Origin of the sequence: Chryseobacterium camelliae, from assembly GCF_030818575.1 — a bacterium.
GTDB classification, from domain to species: Bacteria; Bacteroidota; Bacteroidia; order Flavobacteriales; family Weeksellaceae; genus Chryseobacterium; species Chryseobacterium camelliae_A.
The window spans coordinates 3838794-3857787 of record NZ_JAUTAL010000001.1 but is presented as its reverse complement, the minus strand read 5'-3'; the positions used below and the strand labels follow the sequence as shown (position 1 = coordinate 3857787).

General features: G+C 39.7%; 13 protein-coding genes and 2 pseudogenes. 10 read left to right on the top strand and 5 right to left on the bottom strand.

From position 1 onward, the window contains the following. Positions 1-26: 26 nt before the first annotated feature. The 3 genes from QE404_RS17745 (at position 27) to QE404_RS17735 (ending at position 2028) form a co-directional block, all read left to right on the top strand. On the top strand, positions 27-740 hold the full coding sequence (locus QE404_RS17745) for a nucleotidyltransferase family protein (protein WP_307452772.1): 714 nt from the start codon (positions 27-29) through the stop codon (positions 738-740). Positions 741-749: 9 nt separating this feature from the next. Continuing rightward, complete coding sequence (locus QE404_RS17740) at positions 750-1499, top strand: LOG family protein (RefSeq protein WP_307452770.1); 750 nt, start codon at positions 750-752, stop codon at positions 1497-1499. Between the two features lie 106 nt (positions 1500-1605). Next, a complete protein-coding gene (locus QE404_RS17735) occupies positions 1606-2028 on the top strand; it encodes a DUF6702 family protein (RefSeq protein WP_373462463.1) in 423 nt (140 codons plus the stop codon). A gap of 209 nt (positions 2029-2237) precedes the next feature. On the opposite strand, the gene QE404_RS17730 is transcribed toward QE404_RS17735, so the two are convergent. Together QE404_RS17730 and QE404_RS17725 are read right to left on the bottom strand one after the other, a co-directional pair. Next, positions 2238-3548 carry a DUF5689 domain-containing protein gene (locus QE404_RS17730; RefSeq protein ID WP_307452766.1) on the bottom strand — a complete coding sequence of 437 codons (1311 nt, stop codon included), beginning with the start codon at positions 3546-3548 and terminating at the stop codon, positions 2238-2240. A gap of 26 nt (positions 3549-3574) precedes the next feature. Beyond that, positions 3575-6439, bottom strand: coding sequence for a carboxypeptidase-like regulatory domain-containing protein (locus tag QE404_RS17725; protein WP_307452763.1), 2865 nt, complete (start codon positions 6437-6439; stop codon positions 3575-3577). Between the two features lie 247 nt (positions 6440-6686). On the opposite strand from QE404_RS17725, the pseudogene QE404_RS17720 reads away from it, so the two are divergent. The 4 genes and pseudogenes from QE404_RS17720 to QE404_RS17705 all read left to right on the top strand — a co-directional run bounded on the left by QE404_RS17720 (position 6687) and on the right by QE404_RS17705 (position 11350). Continuing rightward, a pseudogene (locus QE404_RS17720) lies at positions 6687-7875 on the top strand (endonuclease/exonuclease/phosphatase family protein). 44 nt (positions 7876-7919) lie between these two features. Then, entirely contained in the window at positions 7920-8342 is a 423-nt protein-coding gene (locus QE404_RS17715) for a DUF6146 family protein (protein ID WP_307452759.1), read from the top strand. A gap of 419 nt (positions 8343-8761) precedes the next feature. Beyond that, on the top strand, positions 8762-9514 hold the full coding sequence (locus QE404_RS17710) for a hypothetical protein (protein ID WP_307452757.1): 753 nt from the start codon (positions 8762-8764) through the stop codon (positions 9512-9514). Positions 9515-9532: 18 nt separating this feature from the next. After that, positions 9533-11350 (top strand): T9SS type A sorting domain-containing protein, encoded by a 1818-nt coding sequence (locus QE404_RS17705; RefSeq protein WP_307452756.1) that lies wholly within the window; start codon positions 9533-9535, stop codon positions 11348-11350. A 158-nt stretch (positions 11351-11508) separates the two neighbouring features. Here the strand turns inward: QE404_RS17705 and QE404_RS17700 are convergent, their stop codons facing one another. Continuing rightward, positions 11509-12105 (bottom strand): superoxide dismutase, encoded by a 597-nt coding sequence (locus QE404_RS17700; protein WP_307452754.1) that lies wholly within the window; start codon positions 12103-12105, stop codon positions 11509-11511. Between the two features lie 177 nt (positions 12106-12282). Further along, positions 12283-14112, bottom strand: coding sequence for a transcription termination factor Rho (rho, locus tag QE404_RS17695; RefSeq protein WP_307452752.1), 1830 nt, complete (start codon positions 14110-14112; stop codon positions 12283-12285). A 145-nt stretch (positions 14113-14257) separates the two neighbouring features. Between rho and QE404_RS17690 the strand changes: the two genes are divergently transcribed. The 3 genes and pseudogenes from QE404_RS17690 to QE404_RS17680 all read left to right on the top strand — a co-directional run bounded on the left by QE404_RS17690 (position 14258) and on the right by QE404_RS17680 (position 17609). After that, positions 14258-14647, top strand: a complete 390-nt coding sequence (locus tag QE404_RS17690; protein ID WP_307452751.1) for a DUF4293 family protein — start codon at positions 14258-14260, stop codon at positions 14645-14647. A gap of 153 nt (positions 14648-14800) precedes the next feature. Further along, entirely contained in the window at positions 14801-15724 is a 924-nt protein-coding gene (locus QE404_RS17685; protein WP_307452749.1) for a M28 family peptidase, read from the top strand. Positions 15725-15778: 54 nt separating this feature from the next. After that, positions 15779-17609: pseudogene (locus QE404_RS17680) on the top strand (ABC transporter ATP-binding protein). Positions 17610-17671: 62 nt separating this feature from the next. On the opposite strand, the gene QE404_RS17675 reads toward QE404_RS17680, so the two are convergent. Further along, the gene (locus QE404_RS17675) at positions 17672-18994 is read right to left on the bottom strand and encodes a peptide-N-glycosidase F-related protein (RefSeq protein WP_307452744.1); all 1323 of its coding nucleotides are present in this window, start codon (positions 18992-18994) and stop codon (positions 17672-17674) included.

Sequence of the window (18994 nt, the reverse complement as noted above, 5' to 3'; positions counted from 1 at the left end):
CACTTATCAATCATCACTGATAGATTATGAAAGCACTTATTTTCGCAGCCGGAAAAGGAACCCGCCTTAAGCCTTTTACAGATCACCATCCGAAAGCACTGGCCAAAGTAAACGGCATTCCACTGCTGGAGAGGAACATACGCTACCTGAAAGGTTTCGGGATCAGTGATTTTGTCATCAATATTCATCATTTCGGGAATCAGATTGTTGAATTCCTTAAAAGAAATGATGATTTCGGATGCAGGATAGAGATTTCGGATGAATCGGAAGAATTATTGGAAACCGGCGGAGGACTGGTGTTTGCCAGACGGCTGTTTGACCATGGAGAAGACTTCCTGATCATGAATGCCGACATCCTTACCGATCTCAATATCAATTTATTCGTTGATTACCATAAAAAAATAAAAGATTTTGCTACTTTAGCAGTTTCGGACCGTGAAAGTTCGAGAAAGCTGCTTTTTAATGAAGAACTGGTTTTAAGAGGCTGGCTCAATGTGCAGACCGGAGAACAGAGGCTTGCTGAATTCAACAAGGGTTTCAGGCCGCTTGCTTTCAGTGGTGTCCACTGTATCAATCCGGTTATTTTCACCAAGATAAAAAGAACAGGTAAATTCTCGATCATGGAAGAATATCTGGATCTGATGCATACCGAGCATATTCATGGGTTTCTTCATGACAGCATCCTGGTAGATGTAGGAAAACCGGAATCTATAGCGGCGGCCGAAAAATATTTTAAATAACAGACCGCAATGAATACTGATGGAAGAGACGAAAGTCTGATTAATCCTGAACTGGATATTAACGAAACAAAATTACATAACAGCTTCAGGCAAAAGACCTGGGATGAAACCATTGCTAAAGACAGCTGGATGGTTTTTAAGGTAATGGCCGAGTTTGTAGACGGATATGAGAAGCTGGCTAAAATAGGACCGTGTGTCTCTATCTTCGGATCCGCAAGGCTTCGGCCGGGCAGCAAATATTATGATATGGCTGTGGAAATTGCCGAGAAGATTACCAAAATCGGCTTCGGAATCATTACCGGCGGCGGGCCGGGAATCATGGAGGCCGGGAACAAAGGCGCTTTCAATGCTCAGGGAAAATCCATCGGACTAAATATTGATCTTCCTTTTGAACAGCACTTCAATCCATACATCAACAAATCTTATTCGATGAACTTTGATTACTTCTTCGTACGGAAAGTAATGTTCGTAAAATATTCGCAGGGATTTATCGTTATGCCGGGAGGGTTCGGTACTCTGGATGAATTTACGGAAGCTTTGACCCTGATCCAGACCAACAAGATCGGAAAGTTTCCTATTGTACTTGTAGGCTCGCAATTCTGGAACGGAATTCTGGATTGGTTCAAGACCACTCTGCTGGACGAAGGTATGATTTCAGAAGGTGATCTGGACCTGTACAGAGTGGTAGATTCTGCGGAAGAAGCAGTAGCCCATGTGAAGGCATTTTACGATAAATACTCGGTAAATGTTAACTTTTAATTGGCACATTATTTGTGAATTATAACCAGCAAGCATGATTGTAAATCTATTAATCAGAATGAAAAATTTTTTTTGTATTTCGGGGGTTTTAACACTTTTTATATTGATGAGTTTCGTCGGTGTAGACTTCTTCTCATCAATGACTAAAGTGGATTATGTAGAAGGCAGCAGGACGTTGAAATTCACCACAAAAATGAATACCAGCCATATTTCAGACGCCATAAAAATTAATCCCAACACAGCGGGATTTGAAGCGGAAGTCAAAAAATATGTCAACAACAATTTTGATGTCTTTGTTAATGGTGCTCCAAAGACCATTACTTTCACGGGAAGTCAGGTAAGCGGAGAAACGGTATGGGTATATTTTGAAGCCGGAGGCGTTTCTGATATCAATACCATAAAGATTAAAAACACGATACTGCTAAGCGCTTTTCCAAAGCAAAGTAACATTGTTATTATTTCTTATAAAGGAGGCCAGAAAGTAATGAATTTTCAGCGTGGTAAAGAAGTGAATGAAGTATCTTTTTAAAAAGTTTAATTTTGAATTATAAAGGGCCACTGCAATTCCATTGCAGTGGTTTTTTGTTGGTTTCAGCCTGTAGTTTACTTCATCAGGTCTTTAATATCCAATCCCCCTTTACAGGATGCACTTCCTGTTTCTTCAGCTTAAATAATTAAATTCAAAAAAAAGAACCGCCTGATAGCGGTTCTCCTGTATGTCATCATAAAAGATCGGAATTAACTTCCTGCTACTTTTACGTTATCAAGTTCCCAGGTGGCAGCTGCTGTTGTTGTAGAAGTATATTTGAAGGCAACCTGAATGTTTTTGTTCACAAAAGCATTAAGACTGATATTTCCTGAGCTTGTCCAGGTATTGAATGCTCCGGAATTGGTATCCAGAACGCCTGACAGTTGAACCCAGGTTGTTGTAGCGGGGTTACCGGTATAGTTTTCCGTTACGTATATTTCAAGAGGATTCCCTGCATAACGTACATCGGTTTCAAATGATAAAGATGCGGATATGAACCCCTGTAATGAAATCGGTTTGGAGATCAGCCAGTCTTCATTGGCATTGTTTGATCCTGCATAGCCATTCATGACTGCACATGGCTTAGGATTTCCGAACTGCTGGATATTCCAGATCTGGGCACCTGTAACACTTACCGGAATCCAGTTGTCTGTTAGGTTTCCGTCAAAACCGTCAAAGAAGAACCTCTTCCCGGTGAACTGAACATCATTGGTTCCTCTGATCAGCATCTGCCAGTTGCTGTTATAACGGCTTACAACAAAAGTAAGATCTCCTTTCCCATCAGGAAGCTGAGTAGCCCCAAACGTTGAGAACCCTGAATTTCTGATGACAGTCGCATTCCCGGACTGGTCTACGATATTCCTGTCAGTATCTACTCCCGCACCGGCCTGGTAATCTATGTATTTTTTACCCAGTTCACCAGCAGAAAACTGCACATTCGGTACTTTTACCAGCATATTCAGGTATTTTTCATCCTGTGCAAGTTTAAGGTTAGCCAGTTCAATAGGTTTTATAGTGGCTACGTCAAGTCCGTTACCGTTGCAGACCCCGGCAATATAACGGCTTACCAGTGCGGCAGGAATTCTTCCGATAGCATATGTAGGATCTACAGCGCCTATTTTAACTACACCTCTGTCTGTTCCCAGCCTCAGTCCATTCGCATTGATCCTGATGTGTGCTCCTACAGGGAAATCTGCATAATTACTGGACTTGTCCACCTCAATCTGCAACCCTACTGTAGGGTTTTCAGGCTTGTCCTGGAAGGAAATGGTTTTATAGAAGTTTCCGTTCTCATCTGAAGACACTACATATCCGTCAATGATCTGATCTGTATTGATCAGGATATACCCTGATGAAGGCGCCTGTGCCTTAAACGCAGCCATAGTCATTGTTGAAGCAGGGAATTTATTATTACAGTTGAATGGCGGTGTTTCCCACTCATCTTTCTGCACACAAGAAGTAATGGACACTGCTGCGAAGGCAAGTCCCGTTACAAAACTTAAGTATTTCTTTATATTCATATGATAATTTTTAAAAGTGATAATTATTAAAATCTGAACTGCAAATTCACAAAATAAGATCTTCCCTGGGTATACCAGTACTTAGGACCGAACAGGGTAAATTCTCTGTCGTTATCCTGTACGAAATCAGGGAATTTGGCATTTCTGGTCTGCTCAAAACCGCCTGTAATGTATTTTGTATTGTCCAGGATATTGTTTACCGTAGCTGAAATCAGCACATAATACTTACCGATAACCCATGATTTCCCTGCATTTACATTCAGGAAGAAAGAAGAAGGCAGTCTATGCGGTTCCAGAACTCTCCTTAGTTCAGATTCTGTCAGGTTATAATACGGCGTGGAAGAATTATTATTCTGTATAAATCCTTCTGTTCTGATCAGCGCGGAAGGGTCCAGATAATTATCATCAAAATAATTCCAGTTGGCCCCTACCCACCAGTATTTAGGGTTATTATACCGGAACCCTAATGAATATGCCTGCTGTGGCGTACCTCCCTGACGGTAGTTTTTAATGTATGCTTTTCCTAAATTAATATAGGAAAGCCCATTAGAGAAAACTCCGGTGGCATCGGAAGCAAAATACGTTACCGGATCATTCTGATAGGTATACTGTCCGATACTTGCAAGTCCCTGAAGGGACAATGTAGGAAGAATCTTAACATCAACACCCAGTTCGGCTCCCATATTTCTTTTCTTCACGTCTGTCATAACCTGGGTTACGAATGCACTCTGTACAATAGTCTGGTTTCCCTGGTCATCTGAGTTGCTCAGCTGGATTCCGTCGGCGAAGAATCTTTGTACGGACGTCTCGTTTTCCGTGTCTACGAGATATCCTGTCAGCCTTAATTTGAGGAAAGGCGTCGAGATCACATAGCTCAGGTCATTGGCATTCACTACCATATTCCTGATATTTGGTGCTACGGAACCATTTACCCTTGGATTAATAAAAAGATCCTCAAGATAAGGAGCCTGGGAATAGTATGCTCCGTTATATACGAAGAAGTTTCTTCCGTTAAGTTTATAGATCAGCTGTCCTTTAATGCCATAATTCCAGAAGTTGTAATCTGTACCTTCTCCCTTTGAATCCGGATACAGATAATGCTTGAATAATCCTTCCCTGTTTGAGCTTGAATATCCTGCCATAGCAGAAACAAAGGCATCAAATTTTCCTGTGCTGAATTTCAGCCCCGGGTTCACTTTTACTTCCTGCCTTCTGAAAATATAATCGTAGGTCATTTTATCCCCTACTCTTTTCGTTACATTCTCTTCTCCTTCATTAAACAATCCCGATTTTCCAGGCTGATTCGTGGCCGCAAACGGATCTCTGTTCAATACAAAATCTGCCCCTAAAAGATCTTTTACTTCTCTGTACTGCTCAGAACGGTAATTCTGATAAGATACGTTCAGAAGGAATCTGATATTGTCATTGAAGTTATGCACAAAATGCGTAGCTGCATTCCAGATCTTGTCATCACTTACGTCATTAACAAGATAATACAGGGCTCTCCTCCCGGTCTGTCCGTAATAATTCCCTGCTGGTTGCTGCATATTCCTTCTGTACAGATTATCCCAGTTGATCTGGGTAACACTCGGATCACCCGATGTCCAGGCTGCCATAGAAGCCTGATAAGCCTGCTGTACAGTGGTTGCGGATCCGGCCGGTGTATCTACAGAGGCATTAGGATCTAAAGAATCGTAATAGCTCGGCAGGTTCCTGTAATAGGTAGGTGAAGGGTTCGGCACGTTCTGCCAGTCAAGACGGGAACCTTTATCCTTCCCGAACTGATAGGATACTGATGTCCAAAGACTTGAATTTTTATTGATCTTCCAGAAATCCTGCAACTGGAAGAGTGGCTGGAAGCCTTTTCTTACTCTTTCGCTGCGCTGCTTTCCGTCCTGATATCCCCAATAGGAATTGTAATGTACTCCTCTGTAGTCATACACTTCCTGAGTGCTTGGGCTCGCAGTGGATCTCCTGTAAGGGGCTCCGATAAAATTCAGGGTCATGGTATGCTTATCGCTGAATTTCTTTTCTATTCCCAGGTAAGCACCGTAAGCATCATAAAATGTTCCTTCCTGGATACCTTCTTCAGCCCATCTTCTTGCACCCATTGCTGTAAATGCCCATCCGCTTTTATTCATCCCGGAGCTATAGCGGAGCGAAGTCCTGTTTCTGTAATTTCGGTTGGTGAGAGACTGGGTAAACTGGAAACCTTTCCTGTACTCGCTGGCTTTTGTATTTTTATAGATCACGGAGCTGTTTCCTCCGAAAGCGTATTCGGATGGAACATGGTTCTGTGAAATTTCCGGATAGCGGGTAATTTCATTCAGACCTCCCCAGTTGCCAAAATCAACGTTACCATTATCAGACTTCACCATAGAAACCCCATTCAGCATGGTTTCTCCCGATCTGCCGTCTATCCCTCTCGGGCGGAACCAGTAAAATCCAAGATCAAAGGCAGCAATTCTGCTGAATACATCCTGAGATGACTGCAGGAGCCCCACCGTTGAAACCTGGCTGGTGCTGGTATCATCATCATTATCAGAATCGATGATCGTCAATCCCTGGTCAGCGTTGGTAAGAGCTGAATACAGGGTAATTGTTCCCAGATCTTTTCTCTTTTCCTCAGCAACATCGAACTCCATTACTTTAGTTTCGTAATTGGACTTCGTAATTACAATCTGATAATGTCCCGGCATCAGATCCACAAACTGGAAGTATCCGATTTTGTCTGCCGTTACATCATTCTCACTTCCCTTAAGATCTACTTCTGCCCTTTCAACGGGCTTGCCTTCGGCATCTTTAAGATAGGCAAACACGGTGGTCTGCGCAAAGTAATAAGATGCAGGAAGCAAAGTAAATAAAGAGATTAATGATAATTTTTTAATCATAAATATATTTCTTTTTATAAATACTTTCTTGTTAATAGTCAGCACTTTAAAAGCTGGGGGCACAAATTTAATCAAAATTTGTAATTTACAACCTTTTCCACATTATTTTTCCTTAACATTGCAAACTTTTAAGATTCATTATATAAAAATAACAGGCATCAGATGCCTTCCGTTCACAAATAATTAAAACGGATTGAATCTCAAAATTGCTACATTTGTCGATTAAATAATTTAATATTCCAATAGGATGAGAAGACTTTTAAGTTTATGGGCTGTTATCTTTTCCGTAATAGCTTTTGCACAGCAGGGCAAATTGAGAAAAGTTGCTGCTGTAGGTTTTCTGAATGTTGAAAACCTTTTTGATACCATCAGATCTGCTGATTACATAGACGGGACCAAAGACAGAAAAAATCCGGCTTTTCACAGAAGCATCCCTTTAGATTCGGTAAAGTTCCTGCAAGCAGAAAAGTATGACGGGGAATGGAGTGACGGCTTATTACAGGGAAAAAAAGTAGTGCGATACCAGGGAGGATCAGACGAGTTTACTCCGCATAGTGCCAAAAACTATAATTCCAGAGTATACAGAACCAAACTGGTCAACGAAGCCAAAGTCATTTCCGAGCTTGGTGCCCAATACACCAAAACGGCTCCAGCAGTGGTAGGGCTTATTGAGGTAGAAAACAGACAGGTTATTGAAGACCTCATCAAGCAGCCGGCTCTTGCTAAATATGATTACGGCATCATTCATTATAATTCCTATGATTACAGGGGGATTGATGTAGCATTGATCTACCAGAAGAGAAGATTTACTCCTACCAACACTTTGAAAAAAGAGCTGAAAATATTTAATGAGGAAGGAAAAAGAGAATACACCAGGGATATCCTAGTTGTTACCGGCTTCCTGGATAATGAAAAAGTAGCATTTTTCATGAACCATTGGCCATCAAGAAGAGGAGGTGAAGCCGCATCACTACCGAAAAGAAATGCCGCCGCAGCTTTGCTGAAGCAGCAAATGGACAGTGTAAGAGCAGCAGATCCTTCCACCAAGCTTTTCGCTATGGGAGACTTTAACGATGATCCTGTAAGTTCGAGCTTAAAAAATTACCTGAAAGCCCAGGCCAATCCCAAAGACCTTAATGATACCAATCCGTATCTTAACCTGATGTACCCTTTGTATAAAAAAGGAGTCGCTTCCCTGGCGTATCAGGATGCGCCTAACCTTTTTGACCAGATTATCGTTTCCAAAAACCTGATTTCAGATCAGGTAACCAAAGAATACTCCGTATATAAAGCTGAAATCTTTGCACCGGCTTACCTGGTCAACAAAGAAGGAAATTACAAAGGATATCCTTTCTAGGTCCTGGAACGGAGATCAGTTTACCGGAGGATTCAGCGACCATTTTCCGGCATTTGTCATTCTTCAGAAAGAACCATAAATATAAGGCACTCCATCAGGGTGCTTTTTTTGTACCTTTATCCTATGAAGCATATACTACTTATCATCATTATAGCATTGATCCCTTTCAGCTGTTCTGCGCAGGCTGACACTAAAAGCGATAAGGAGAAAACGGAAATGAAGCCGTCCAAAAATGAAGACGGAGAATGGGACCTCACAGTTATGGATACGCAATTCGATTATTTTCTGAATGCAGTCGCCAAACCTATGAATCAATATTCGGAGGCCTCTCTGAAAAGCCGTAATACACTGCTGGTGAATGAATGGAATTCGTATTACCACTCCGGAAGGTACAGGAATGTCATTGAATCTTCCATCGACTATGATCCAAGGGAAAAGTACGGGCTGAAATTTGAATATAAGCTATACCAGGTTTTTGCCTACGTCAACTGGAAATATGGATTGCGTATGAACGGATTAAGCGGAAGCGACGTCTTCCAGAGGTAATAAAAAAGGTTCAGCATAACACTGAACCTTTTTTATTTACCATATCCAAAACAATAATTATTATTACCTTATGTAGACAATCACTGTATATATTACAATTATTAACAATTTTTTTAGATAAAATTCACAATATATTTGAATAATTATTCAGAAATTTTCTTAGATTTGTTGTCGAAAATTAGAAAAAATCTTCAATCAGTAAAAAACTATATTCATGAAAAAAACAAACTTTATCTTTGATAAATTTTTCCTTAATACTTTCTATTACCTTTTGTAATTCTTGACTTTTTCACAATAGGTTATTCTGACTAACTATAGATTGAAACAATGAATCTATCAGCTAATCAATTTATTACACTCTTAGATTGATCATTACCTATTTTATATAAACAGAAATTCAAACTTTAGATAAATAAAAAATGAAAAAACAAATTTTACTCTTAGCAATTTTCACATCGGCAGTATTATCTGCACAACTTTATTCTCCAAATGGTGCTCCCGCCACCTCTAATTCTTCAACAGGAAATGTTGGAATCGGTACATCGGCTCCAAATTCGAAGTTACACGTTCAGGGAGATATCAATTCCACAGGAAGTGGTATTTTAAATATAGCTTTTAATGCGACTGATAAGACCAATGAAATTTCAAATTATGGACTATCATTATTAGGAATATATCCTATAGGATCTTCGGGTAATTATGGTCCGGGAGTTTCTTTATCCGGATATTTTGGATTGAGCCTTAATACAGTTTCCACCGAAAGAGTGCGGATAGATGATTCAGGTAATGTGGGAATAGGAACATCTACCCCTCAATATAAATTAGATGTAAACGGAAAGTCTTCCTTTGCAGATAACATGAGAGTGAATGCCAAAATAGAAGCTAAGGAAATTAAAGTAACCTTAACTCCAACTGCGGATTTTGTCTTTGAGGAAGACTATGCTCTTGCAAAATTAGAAGATGTGGAAAAACATATTAAGGAAAAAAAGCATTTACCAGAAATTGCCTCTGCAAAACAGATGGAAAAGGAAGGAGTAAATGTAGGAGAATTCCAGATTAAACTTCTTCAGAAAATTGAAGAACTGACCCTGTATACCATTGAACAAAATAAATTAATCAAAGAACAGCAGAAAAGAATTGAGGCCTTGGAAAATCAAAATAGAACTAAGTAAATAATAAAAAACAGTTCTATGAAAAAAATTTCACTCATTATAATGCTGTGTTTTTGCTTAATAGAAATTACTGCGCAAAGTTACGAGCAGCAATATATCCAGAATGAACAGATCCGCCTTGCTAATGTGAATGATACAGAAGTTGAGATTGATAATTTCATCAGTCAAAATATGGACACGTATGATTTTACAGAAGTAACAAATAATGTTAATCAAATTAAAGATGAAAATGACCAACCATTGACCGGCTCTGCCTATCAAAATGCATTATCATATGCAAAAAAGGAAAGATTAAGAAATTTCTATTTTGAAAAGAATCCTGAGAAACTAAAACTTTATTCTGCACGTATTTTACAACAATGCGTCAACGGGGGTTTTGAAGCCGATGGAGGATCAACATTTGGCTATAGTTTTACTTCTAATCAAATTGCAGCGCCGGCATGGAGCGCATTTAATAACAACCCAGGCACCGCTATTACACCTGGTCCTACAGCAAAAGCGACCCTTGTTGATAACTCAATTAATGATCCTATCGTAGGTATCCCAAGAATTAATAATGGTACTCATGCCATAAGATTAGGTAATTCTATTCTCGGCAACCAGGGCGACTTTTATTTTGTTACCAGAATGAGAAGGACATTTGTAGTAAATGAAAATTCCATAAGTTTTGCATTCGCCTTAGTGTTAGAAAACGGAGGAAATAGCCATGTAACTGGTAACACAAATCCATACTATCAGGTAAGATTGTTCAATAGCAATAATCAAGTAATTTTTTACAGGAATGTAATGGCAAATCCATCTAATCCCCTCTTTACAAATTCCAATGGTGTACTTTTCACTAATTGGCTTTGTGAAAATATCAATACAGCTAGATACATGGGACAAACTGTAACCTTAGAAATTACTTTGAGTGATTGTGGGCAAGGAGGTCATTGGGGCTACGGCTATTTTGATGATTTCTGCGGATTCGATTGTCCTTCACCAGCATTTAATCCCAGCATAACACTAAACCCTTTGCCTAGTGGCTGTCCAAAATTTCCTCTTCCTGTTTCAGGTAATATTACTTTACCTTCTAATGCCTCTTTTACTAACGTAACATTACAGGTTTCAGATATGTCTAATAATATTATCACTACAAAGGTCATTAATGCTGCACCCGGCGGTTTCTTTTCTACCAATCTTGATTATTCTGATTTCTATCCGTCAGGTTCAAACAATAATACGCAATTCAATATTAGAGGCATCTTGAATTACACTATTAATGGAGTTACACAGACACTAACTGTAAATAATACAAATCCACCAGGACCAGATGTCTCATTTAAAAATTGTCCTACTCCATGCTACGAAGAGATAGTCTTCCAGTCTGATCAAACTATTAATAATTCTGTAAACTATCAGGCTTCGTGTTGCATAACTTCTTACTCTATTATTAACCCTGATCACACTGTAAATTTTAAAGCAGGTTATTTGATATCGCTAGAACCTGGGTTTTATGTAACTGGATATAATACCGGACTATTTCATGCGTATATTGAACGTTGCGATGAGGACAACTTTAGTTCGAGAATTCAGCAAGATAATTCGAAAAATAGAAATGAAATTAAGAGTATCAATTCTGATGTTAAAATATCTCCAAATCCTACCTCGACCTATATTAATATAGAACCAGGGAAGGAAAAGGTTATTTCATGGGATTTATATGATAGGTCCGGAAAATCTGTCTTAAGAGGTAATTCTTTACAAATAGATGTTCAGAATATATTGCAAGGAAGTTATGTCCTAAAAATTAATTTAGAGAAAAGACATATCTCAAAGGCTATCATTATTAAATAGAAAGTAATAAAAAAGAGTTAGTCTCACAACTCAATGATGTGGATTGAGAATCGCCTGTATGAAAACCATTCTCCGACAGGAGGTCGAAAAAAATCATAAAAAAAGTCCGTTTTCACTAGTTGTGAGACGGACTCTTTTCTTATCTATTTTACTAACAATTATTTGTTGAATAATTCTTCTACCTTATCCCAGTTAACCACATTAAAGAATGCTGTAACGTAATCAGGTCTTCTGTTCTGGTAGTTCAGGTAGTACGCATGCTCCCAAACATCCAACCCTAATACAGGAGTTCCTTTAGCATCTGCTACAGGCATAAGCGGATTATCCTGATTAGGCGTAGAAGTAACGGAAACAGAACCATCTTCATTTTTGACCAGCCATGCCCAACCTGAACCGAATCTGGTTTTTGCTGCTTCAGAAAAATCTGTCTTGAATTTTTCAAAACCTCCGTAAGCTTCAATAGCTGATTTTACATTTCCTACAGGCTCCTTGCTTCCTCCCGGAGTCAGGATTTGCCAGAAAAGGGTATGGTTAAAATGTCCTCCGCCATTATTTCTTACTGCTGGCTTATCTGTTCCGGTCTTGCAGATTTCTTCAATGGTCTTTCCTTCCAGATCTGTGCCTTCGATAGCTTTATTCAGATTATCAATATATGCCTGATGGTGTTTTGTATGGTGGATTTCCATAGTTTTCGCATCTATTGTTGGTTCCAATGCGTCATAAGCGTATCCTAGTGATGGTAATTGAAATGACATAATTTTAATTTTTAATGTTATTACTCAAATTTAACCATTTATTGCCCGAATATCAAAAAATGAAATTACTTTAATAAATCTTTAACATTGAAAATTTGAGTGGAAAATTCTTTGGTGTGAAATGAAAAAGCGCAGGCCTTTCAGGGCCTGCGCTTCTCAATTATATAAACTGATAATTTACTTGTTCATGGACATCAGGAACTCTTCATTATTCAATGTTCCTCTGATATTTTTGCTGACAAACTCCATCGCTTCCACCGGATTCATTTCAGACAGGTATTTTCTGAGAATCCACATTCTTTGGGAAGTGGTTTCATCCAGCAGCAGATCGTCTCTACGGGTACTGGAAGCCACCAGGTCAATGGCAGGGTAAATTCTTCTGTTGGCAATTTTCCTGTCCAGCTGAAGTTCCATATTCCCTGTTCCTTTGAATTCTTCAAAGATCACTTCATCCATTTTGGAACCGGTGTCGATAAGGGCCGTTGCAATAATCGTTAGAGATCCTCCTCCTTCAATCTTCCTTGCGGCCCCGAAGAACCTTTTCGGTTTGTGAAGTGCATTGGCGTCCACCCCTCCTGAAAGTACCTTTCCGGATGCAGGCGTAACCGTATTGTATGCTCTTGCCAGCCTGGTAATGGAATCCAGCAAAATTACCACATCATGTCCGCATTCTACCATTCTCTGTGCCTTTGCCAGAACGAGATTGGCTACCTTCACATGCTTTTCAGCCGCTTCATCAAAGGTAGATGCAATCACTTCAGCATTAACGCTTCTCTCCATATCAGTTACCTCTTCCGGACGTTCATCGATCAGAAGGACCATCATGTATACTTCAGGATGGTTGGCTGCTATAGAATTAGCGATATCTTTCAGCAACATGGTTTTACCTGTTTTCGGCTGTGCAACGATCATTGCCCGCTGCCCTTTTCCGATAGGGGCAATTAAATCCACAATTCTTGTGGACATGGTGGAATTATTTCCTGCCAGATTAAATTTTTCTTCCGGGAAAAGCGGCGTGAGGTATTCAAAGGCAACGCGGTCCTTGATGAATGCCAGATCCCGTCCGTTAACTTCTGTAGGCCTTAGCAGGGAAAAATATTTCTCCCCTTCTTTTGGCAACCTTACGATTCCTCTTACCGTATCTCCTGTCTTTAATCCGTAATTCCTGATCTGAGCAGTAGAAACATACACATCATCCGGAGAAGAAATGTAGCTGAAATCTGATGAACGCAGGAATCCGTAGTTGTCAGGAAGGATTTCCAGAACACCTTCTATGCTTACCATTCCATCGAAACTGAATTCTTTTTTCTGTTCCTGGTGTGGTTGTTCTTCACTTCTTTCAGAATGCTGCTGCTGTTGCTGCTTATTCTGATTTTGGTTCTGATGCTGGTTATGGTTAGGATTTTGGTTCCGGTTCTGATTTCCGTTATTGTGTTGATTATTGTGTTGTCCTTTCTGCGGACGAGCCTGAGCTTGAGGATTCTGAGGCTTTTCTTCTGCTGGAACAGACTCCTGGGATTCTGTAGTTTTAGGAGTTTCCGGTCTTTCCTGTGAAGGTTCTGCGTTGGTATTCGCTGTGGAGACCCTTTTTCTTTTTTTTCTTGCTGCCGTTGCCGCAGGTTCTTCTGCAATGGGCTCAGCAGGTTCCGCTTTAGGTTCTTCCTGTTTGGGTTCTTCAGAAACAGGTGCTGTATCCTCCGTTTTTTCTTTATCTTGTTTGGCGGCTGTTTTAGCTTCCGGTTTGGATTTGGTTGCCGTCTTCTTCGCAGTGGTCTTTCTGGCAGGGGCCTTTTCGGTTTTCTCCGCTGGTTTTTCTTCAGTGTTTGAAGGAGCTTCCGTAGCATTGAAATAATCTTTGGCTACCTTTGGATTGGAAGCCTGATAGTCAAGAATAGCAAATATTTTATCATTTTCATTGCTGTTTCTTGCTACTTTAACGCCCAAATCCTTTAAGATTTTAGTCAACTCCGTTACGGATTTTGACCTTAACGTTTCGATGTTAAACATATTTTATGTAAAAATGTAATTAATTGTGAGTAAGAAAAGTAAGTCCGGTGACTTTTGTTTTCAGGTATACATTGTATAGTGCAAATCTACACTAATTTTTGAATTGTGCAAAATTTATGTTACTTTTGCCTGGAATTTACTTTCAATGTTACAAAGAATACAGACCATATGGATTTTCCTGGCAGTTCTGGCTGCCGTATTTCTTTTCATCACAGGGCAGGATGTTGCTGTTGCAGGCAATATACCCGTCATTGATGTAGCATGTGTAGTCCTTGTAATCACAGGCGTACTGAGTATTTTCAGTTTCAACAACAGAAAAAGACAAATCTTGCTGAATAGAGTCAGCATTATTATAAACGTTTTGTTGATTGGCTTATTGGTGTACTGGTTGCTTAACTTATCCGGAGGAATTCAGTTTCCTGAGAAGGGTATTGAGCCGTTTTTTTCATTGATGGCGATTATCTGTTTGCTAATTGCAAATGCATACATCAAAAAAGATGAGAGGCTCGTAAAATCTGTAGACAGGCTCCGATAGCATTACAACGATTTTTTGAGTGAGAACAGCTTCTAAACAGAAGCTGTTTTTTTATGTCCTGCTGTTTCCTTATTAAAGCTTTTTCAAAAGTATTTTTTACTTGTGTGCAACATTTACGTTGATAATGCGACAGATTAATGAAAATTTGACTTCATGAAGAAACTAACTTATCTTGCTTTTTCTTTTTTCTCTGTATCCATGTTCGCCCAAGAGGTAAGCCAGGAAAAAGTGCAGACCATACTTTCAACACTGGCATCAGATGAAATGAAGGGCCGTGAAATCGGGACACCGGAGAATGAAGCTGCAGCAAATTATATTGCCAAACTTTTTAAAGAAAACAACCTTGAATATTGTACAGGAAGCTCTTACCTTGTTCCATTTGAATATAAGGGGAAAACAGCCTATAATGTATGTGGCATAAAAAAGGGTACGAATCCGGAGTACCTTGGATTTTCAGGGCATTTCGACCATATCGGGATAAGTAAAAATCCAAAGGACCATATCTATAACGGCGCCGATGATGATGCCAGCGGAATTACCACCCTGATCGGCATCGCCGATTACTTTAAAAATAAGAAACCTGAATTCTCAATGGTTTTCATGGCTTTTAACGGGGAAGAAAAAGGGATGCTCGGGTCAAGAGCCATTGCAGCCAATAAGAATCTGGACTATATCTACGACCATATGACCGCTCTTTTCAATTTTGAAATGGTGGCAACGGAATCAGCTTTCGGAAAAAATGCACTTTTTATGACCGGTGATGAATTTTCAGATCTTGATGAGTTGTTCAATAAGAATGCTGAAAACGGACTGAAGATCTATCCGGATCCTTATGCCGTACAGCAGCTGTTTTACCGTTCAGATAATGTAAGCTTTGTAAAGAAGAAGATCATCGCCCACTCTTTTTCAACGGTGGATATGACAAAAGCAAAACATTACCACCATGAGAATGATGATGTCTCTGTTGTTGACTTTACCAACCTGACGAAAATCATCAATAACCTTGCGAAAACGCTGGAAAAACTGACTCCTTCAAACTTCAGTCCGCAATACAACAATAAAGTAAAACTGGATTAGAAACGTCTGATGTATTAATTTTCCTTACTTTTGTCTGATTAATCTAAAAATTTAATGAGTTATTATAAACGAGCAATAGACCAGATACTTCCTTACAAAAAATCTATTGCAGCCGGTATTTTTTTTAATATTCTTTACGCTTTATTCAATATCATTGCCATGCTTTTCTTCATGCCTGTATTGAATATCCTGTTTGATAAAGAAACGGAAAAAATTGAAGCTCAGCCTGTGTATAACGGGATTTCGAGTGCCGCAAAATTCCTGAAAGACAGCTTTAACTATTATATCCAGCAGTTGCAGGTAGAAAAAGGGCCGGAATATATACTTCTGATCACCTGCATATTGTTTATTACGATGTTTTTCCTGAGAAACATCTTCAGCTACCTGTCAGAATTCTACCTTACTTTTTCCAGAACCGGTGTTTCCAGGGATTTCAGGATCAAGCTTCATGATAAGATCCTTGAACTTCCGGTATCATTCTTCACCAATTCAAGGAAAGGGGATGTTTTCGCAAGAATTACTTCCGACGTGGGAGAAGTGGAATCCAATATTTTAAACAGCTTAATTGATATTATACGGTCTCCTATCGTGATTATTATTACCATGGGGTATCTGTTGTATTCCAATTTCGAGCTTACCATCTTTACACTGATCGTTTTTCCTATCATGGGTACACTGATATCCATTATCGGAAAAAGCCTTAAAAAAGACACCGGTGAAGCACAGAACGAACTGGGGAAAATGTATTCTTTCGTGGATGAAACCCTGGTAGGGCTGAAAATCATTAAAATCTTTGATGCTTCGCCACAAATTAAGAAAAGGTTTGATGAGGTTTTGAATACCATCAGGCATTTATCTTTGCGCCTTTTTAAAAAGAAAGCACTTGCCTCTCCGGTAAGTGAGCTTCTGGGAGCTATTACCATCGGTATGATCGTCTATTTCGGCGGGCGGCTCGCGATACAAGGAAAAGGGTTGTCTGGAAGTGAGTTCATTACATATATCGCTTTATTTTATACTATATTACAGCCTCTAAAGGCCTTGTCTTCCGCTATTTCCAATCTTCAGAAAGGTGAAGTTTCGGCTAAAAGGATTTTTGAAATCCTGGATGCAGATTTCCACATCAAAGAAGTGACAGATGCCAAAGAAATAAAGGATTTCGAGCAGAGTGTAGAATTCAGGAACATTACTTTCGGATACGAAGAGAAGGAAATCCTTAAAAATTTCTCCATTTCTATTCCTAAAGGAAAAACCATTGCGCTGGTAGGACAGAGCGGGAGCGGAAAAAGTACCATCACCAATCTGATCACGCGTTTTTACGATGTAAACAAAGGTGAGATCCTGGTAGACGGTGAAAATATCAAAAAGATAAAACTGTCCAGCTACAGGAAACTTTTCGGGCTGGTTACCCAGGATAACATCCTGTTTAACGATTCTATCCGGAACAATATTTCACTCGGTAAACCGGATGCATCACTGGAAGAAATCCAGGCTGCCGCTAAAGTGGCTAACGCACATGACTTCATTATGGATTTGCCGAAGCAGTATGACACCAATATCGGCGAAGCCGGGGGGAAAACTTTCCGGAGGCCAGAAGCAAAGGATCTCTATTGCAAGGGCTGTCCTTAAAAACCCTCCGATCATGATTCTGGATGAAGCAACCTCTTCACTGGATACGGAATCTGAACGCTTCGTTCAGGATGCCTTGGAAAAGATGATGGAAAACCGGACGTCTCTCGTAATTGCCCACCGCCTTTCCACTATTCAGAAAGCTGACTGGATTATCGTTATGGAAAAAGGAAACATAATAGAGCAGGGAACCCATCATGAGCTGATCAACAAGAAAGGCATGTACAACAAACTGGTAGAACTACAGAATTTCAATTAAAATACAATAAAGAATCTGGCGCGACTTTGTCGCGCCAGATTCTTTATATCCTTATTACAGGATTATTTTTTAATGATCTTATGACTAAACCGGATACCATTCTCCAGGGTAATATCCAGCACATAAGTTCCTGCAGGATAAGCCGTCAGATCAGCCCTAGATCCTGCTGTTTCCGAAAGCTTCCTGCCATCTGTTGAGAAAACAGAAATTAACTTCACTTTTTTCTGCCCTTTCACCATTACATAATCTGCTGTAGGATTAGGATAGATGGAAACATCTGTAGTGGAAACATCTTTTACCGATAAATTCTGGTTCTGGCTCTGCATGTACATGGACAATACAATCTGCCCGTCTTGATTGTAAAACTCTGCAGAAGGCACTTCATATTTAAGGATATGGCTTCCTGCAGATAAGGATGTCAGTGTAAAGCTTCTGATTGGAACAGAATCCCCAGGACACCAGTTATTCCAACTTGTCCACCATGCAGCACTCTTAGGAGTAGATCCGTAAATTCCATTTCCTTGCGTGTTATACACCCTGTAAGGTTCGCAGGATTTTCCTCCCGGAGTAAACGTGAGCACCTGAGTATTATCAAGAGAAACGTAATTCTGCCGTCTCACATATTCTTCTCCGTTTGTTCCGGCACCATGAGGTGTTGAAACAATAAAAAATTTAGGATTGGAAGCCGTTTGCGTAAGGTTAAAGTTAACAAGACGAACGGTTTCACCTGCAACATCCGTATTATTATAGTTATTCAGCGGACTGGAGTCCAGCATCGGAAGAACCGTATTAAAATTATTAGTGATCGTAGAATCATTGGAAGTAACAAACGTTAAAGTCCCGGCGAACACATCACTCCTTCCCGAACATCCCGACACTTGCGTATTGGCCGCATACGGAACGCCAAAGACATCCAGTTCCACCCAGATATCATACATATTCCTCAAGGCCGTATTACTAAAAACCGAGTAGAGGTTGTTCACCTCATAGGAATACGGAACTTCCGTAGGAGAAATATTTTTATTCATGAAAGGGGTGATGTATCTTCCAACTTCAAACCTTTTAACCTGAGTATCGTTAAGCGTATAAGAAGCCTGCCCTTTAGGAACCAGTGCAATATGCACTCCCCCTATCCTGTCATAATTGTCACACAAAGCACCAATAGTCACATTAAGGGTAATTTTATTCTGAAAGCTGTTCAGTTCAGCATCTGTCAGCTTTCTCGTATAGCGGTAATTAGCCAGCCTAATGGTATTGGCGGGTACCGGCTGAGTAACCGTATTGGCATAGCCGTCATAAAATACTACCTGAGAAAAGACATTGATGGTAGTTTGTGATTTAAATAAAGAAAAAATGATTAAAAAAGGAAGTAACAGTTTTTTCAT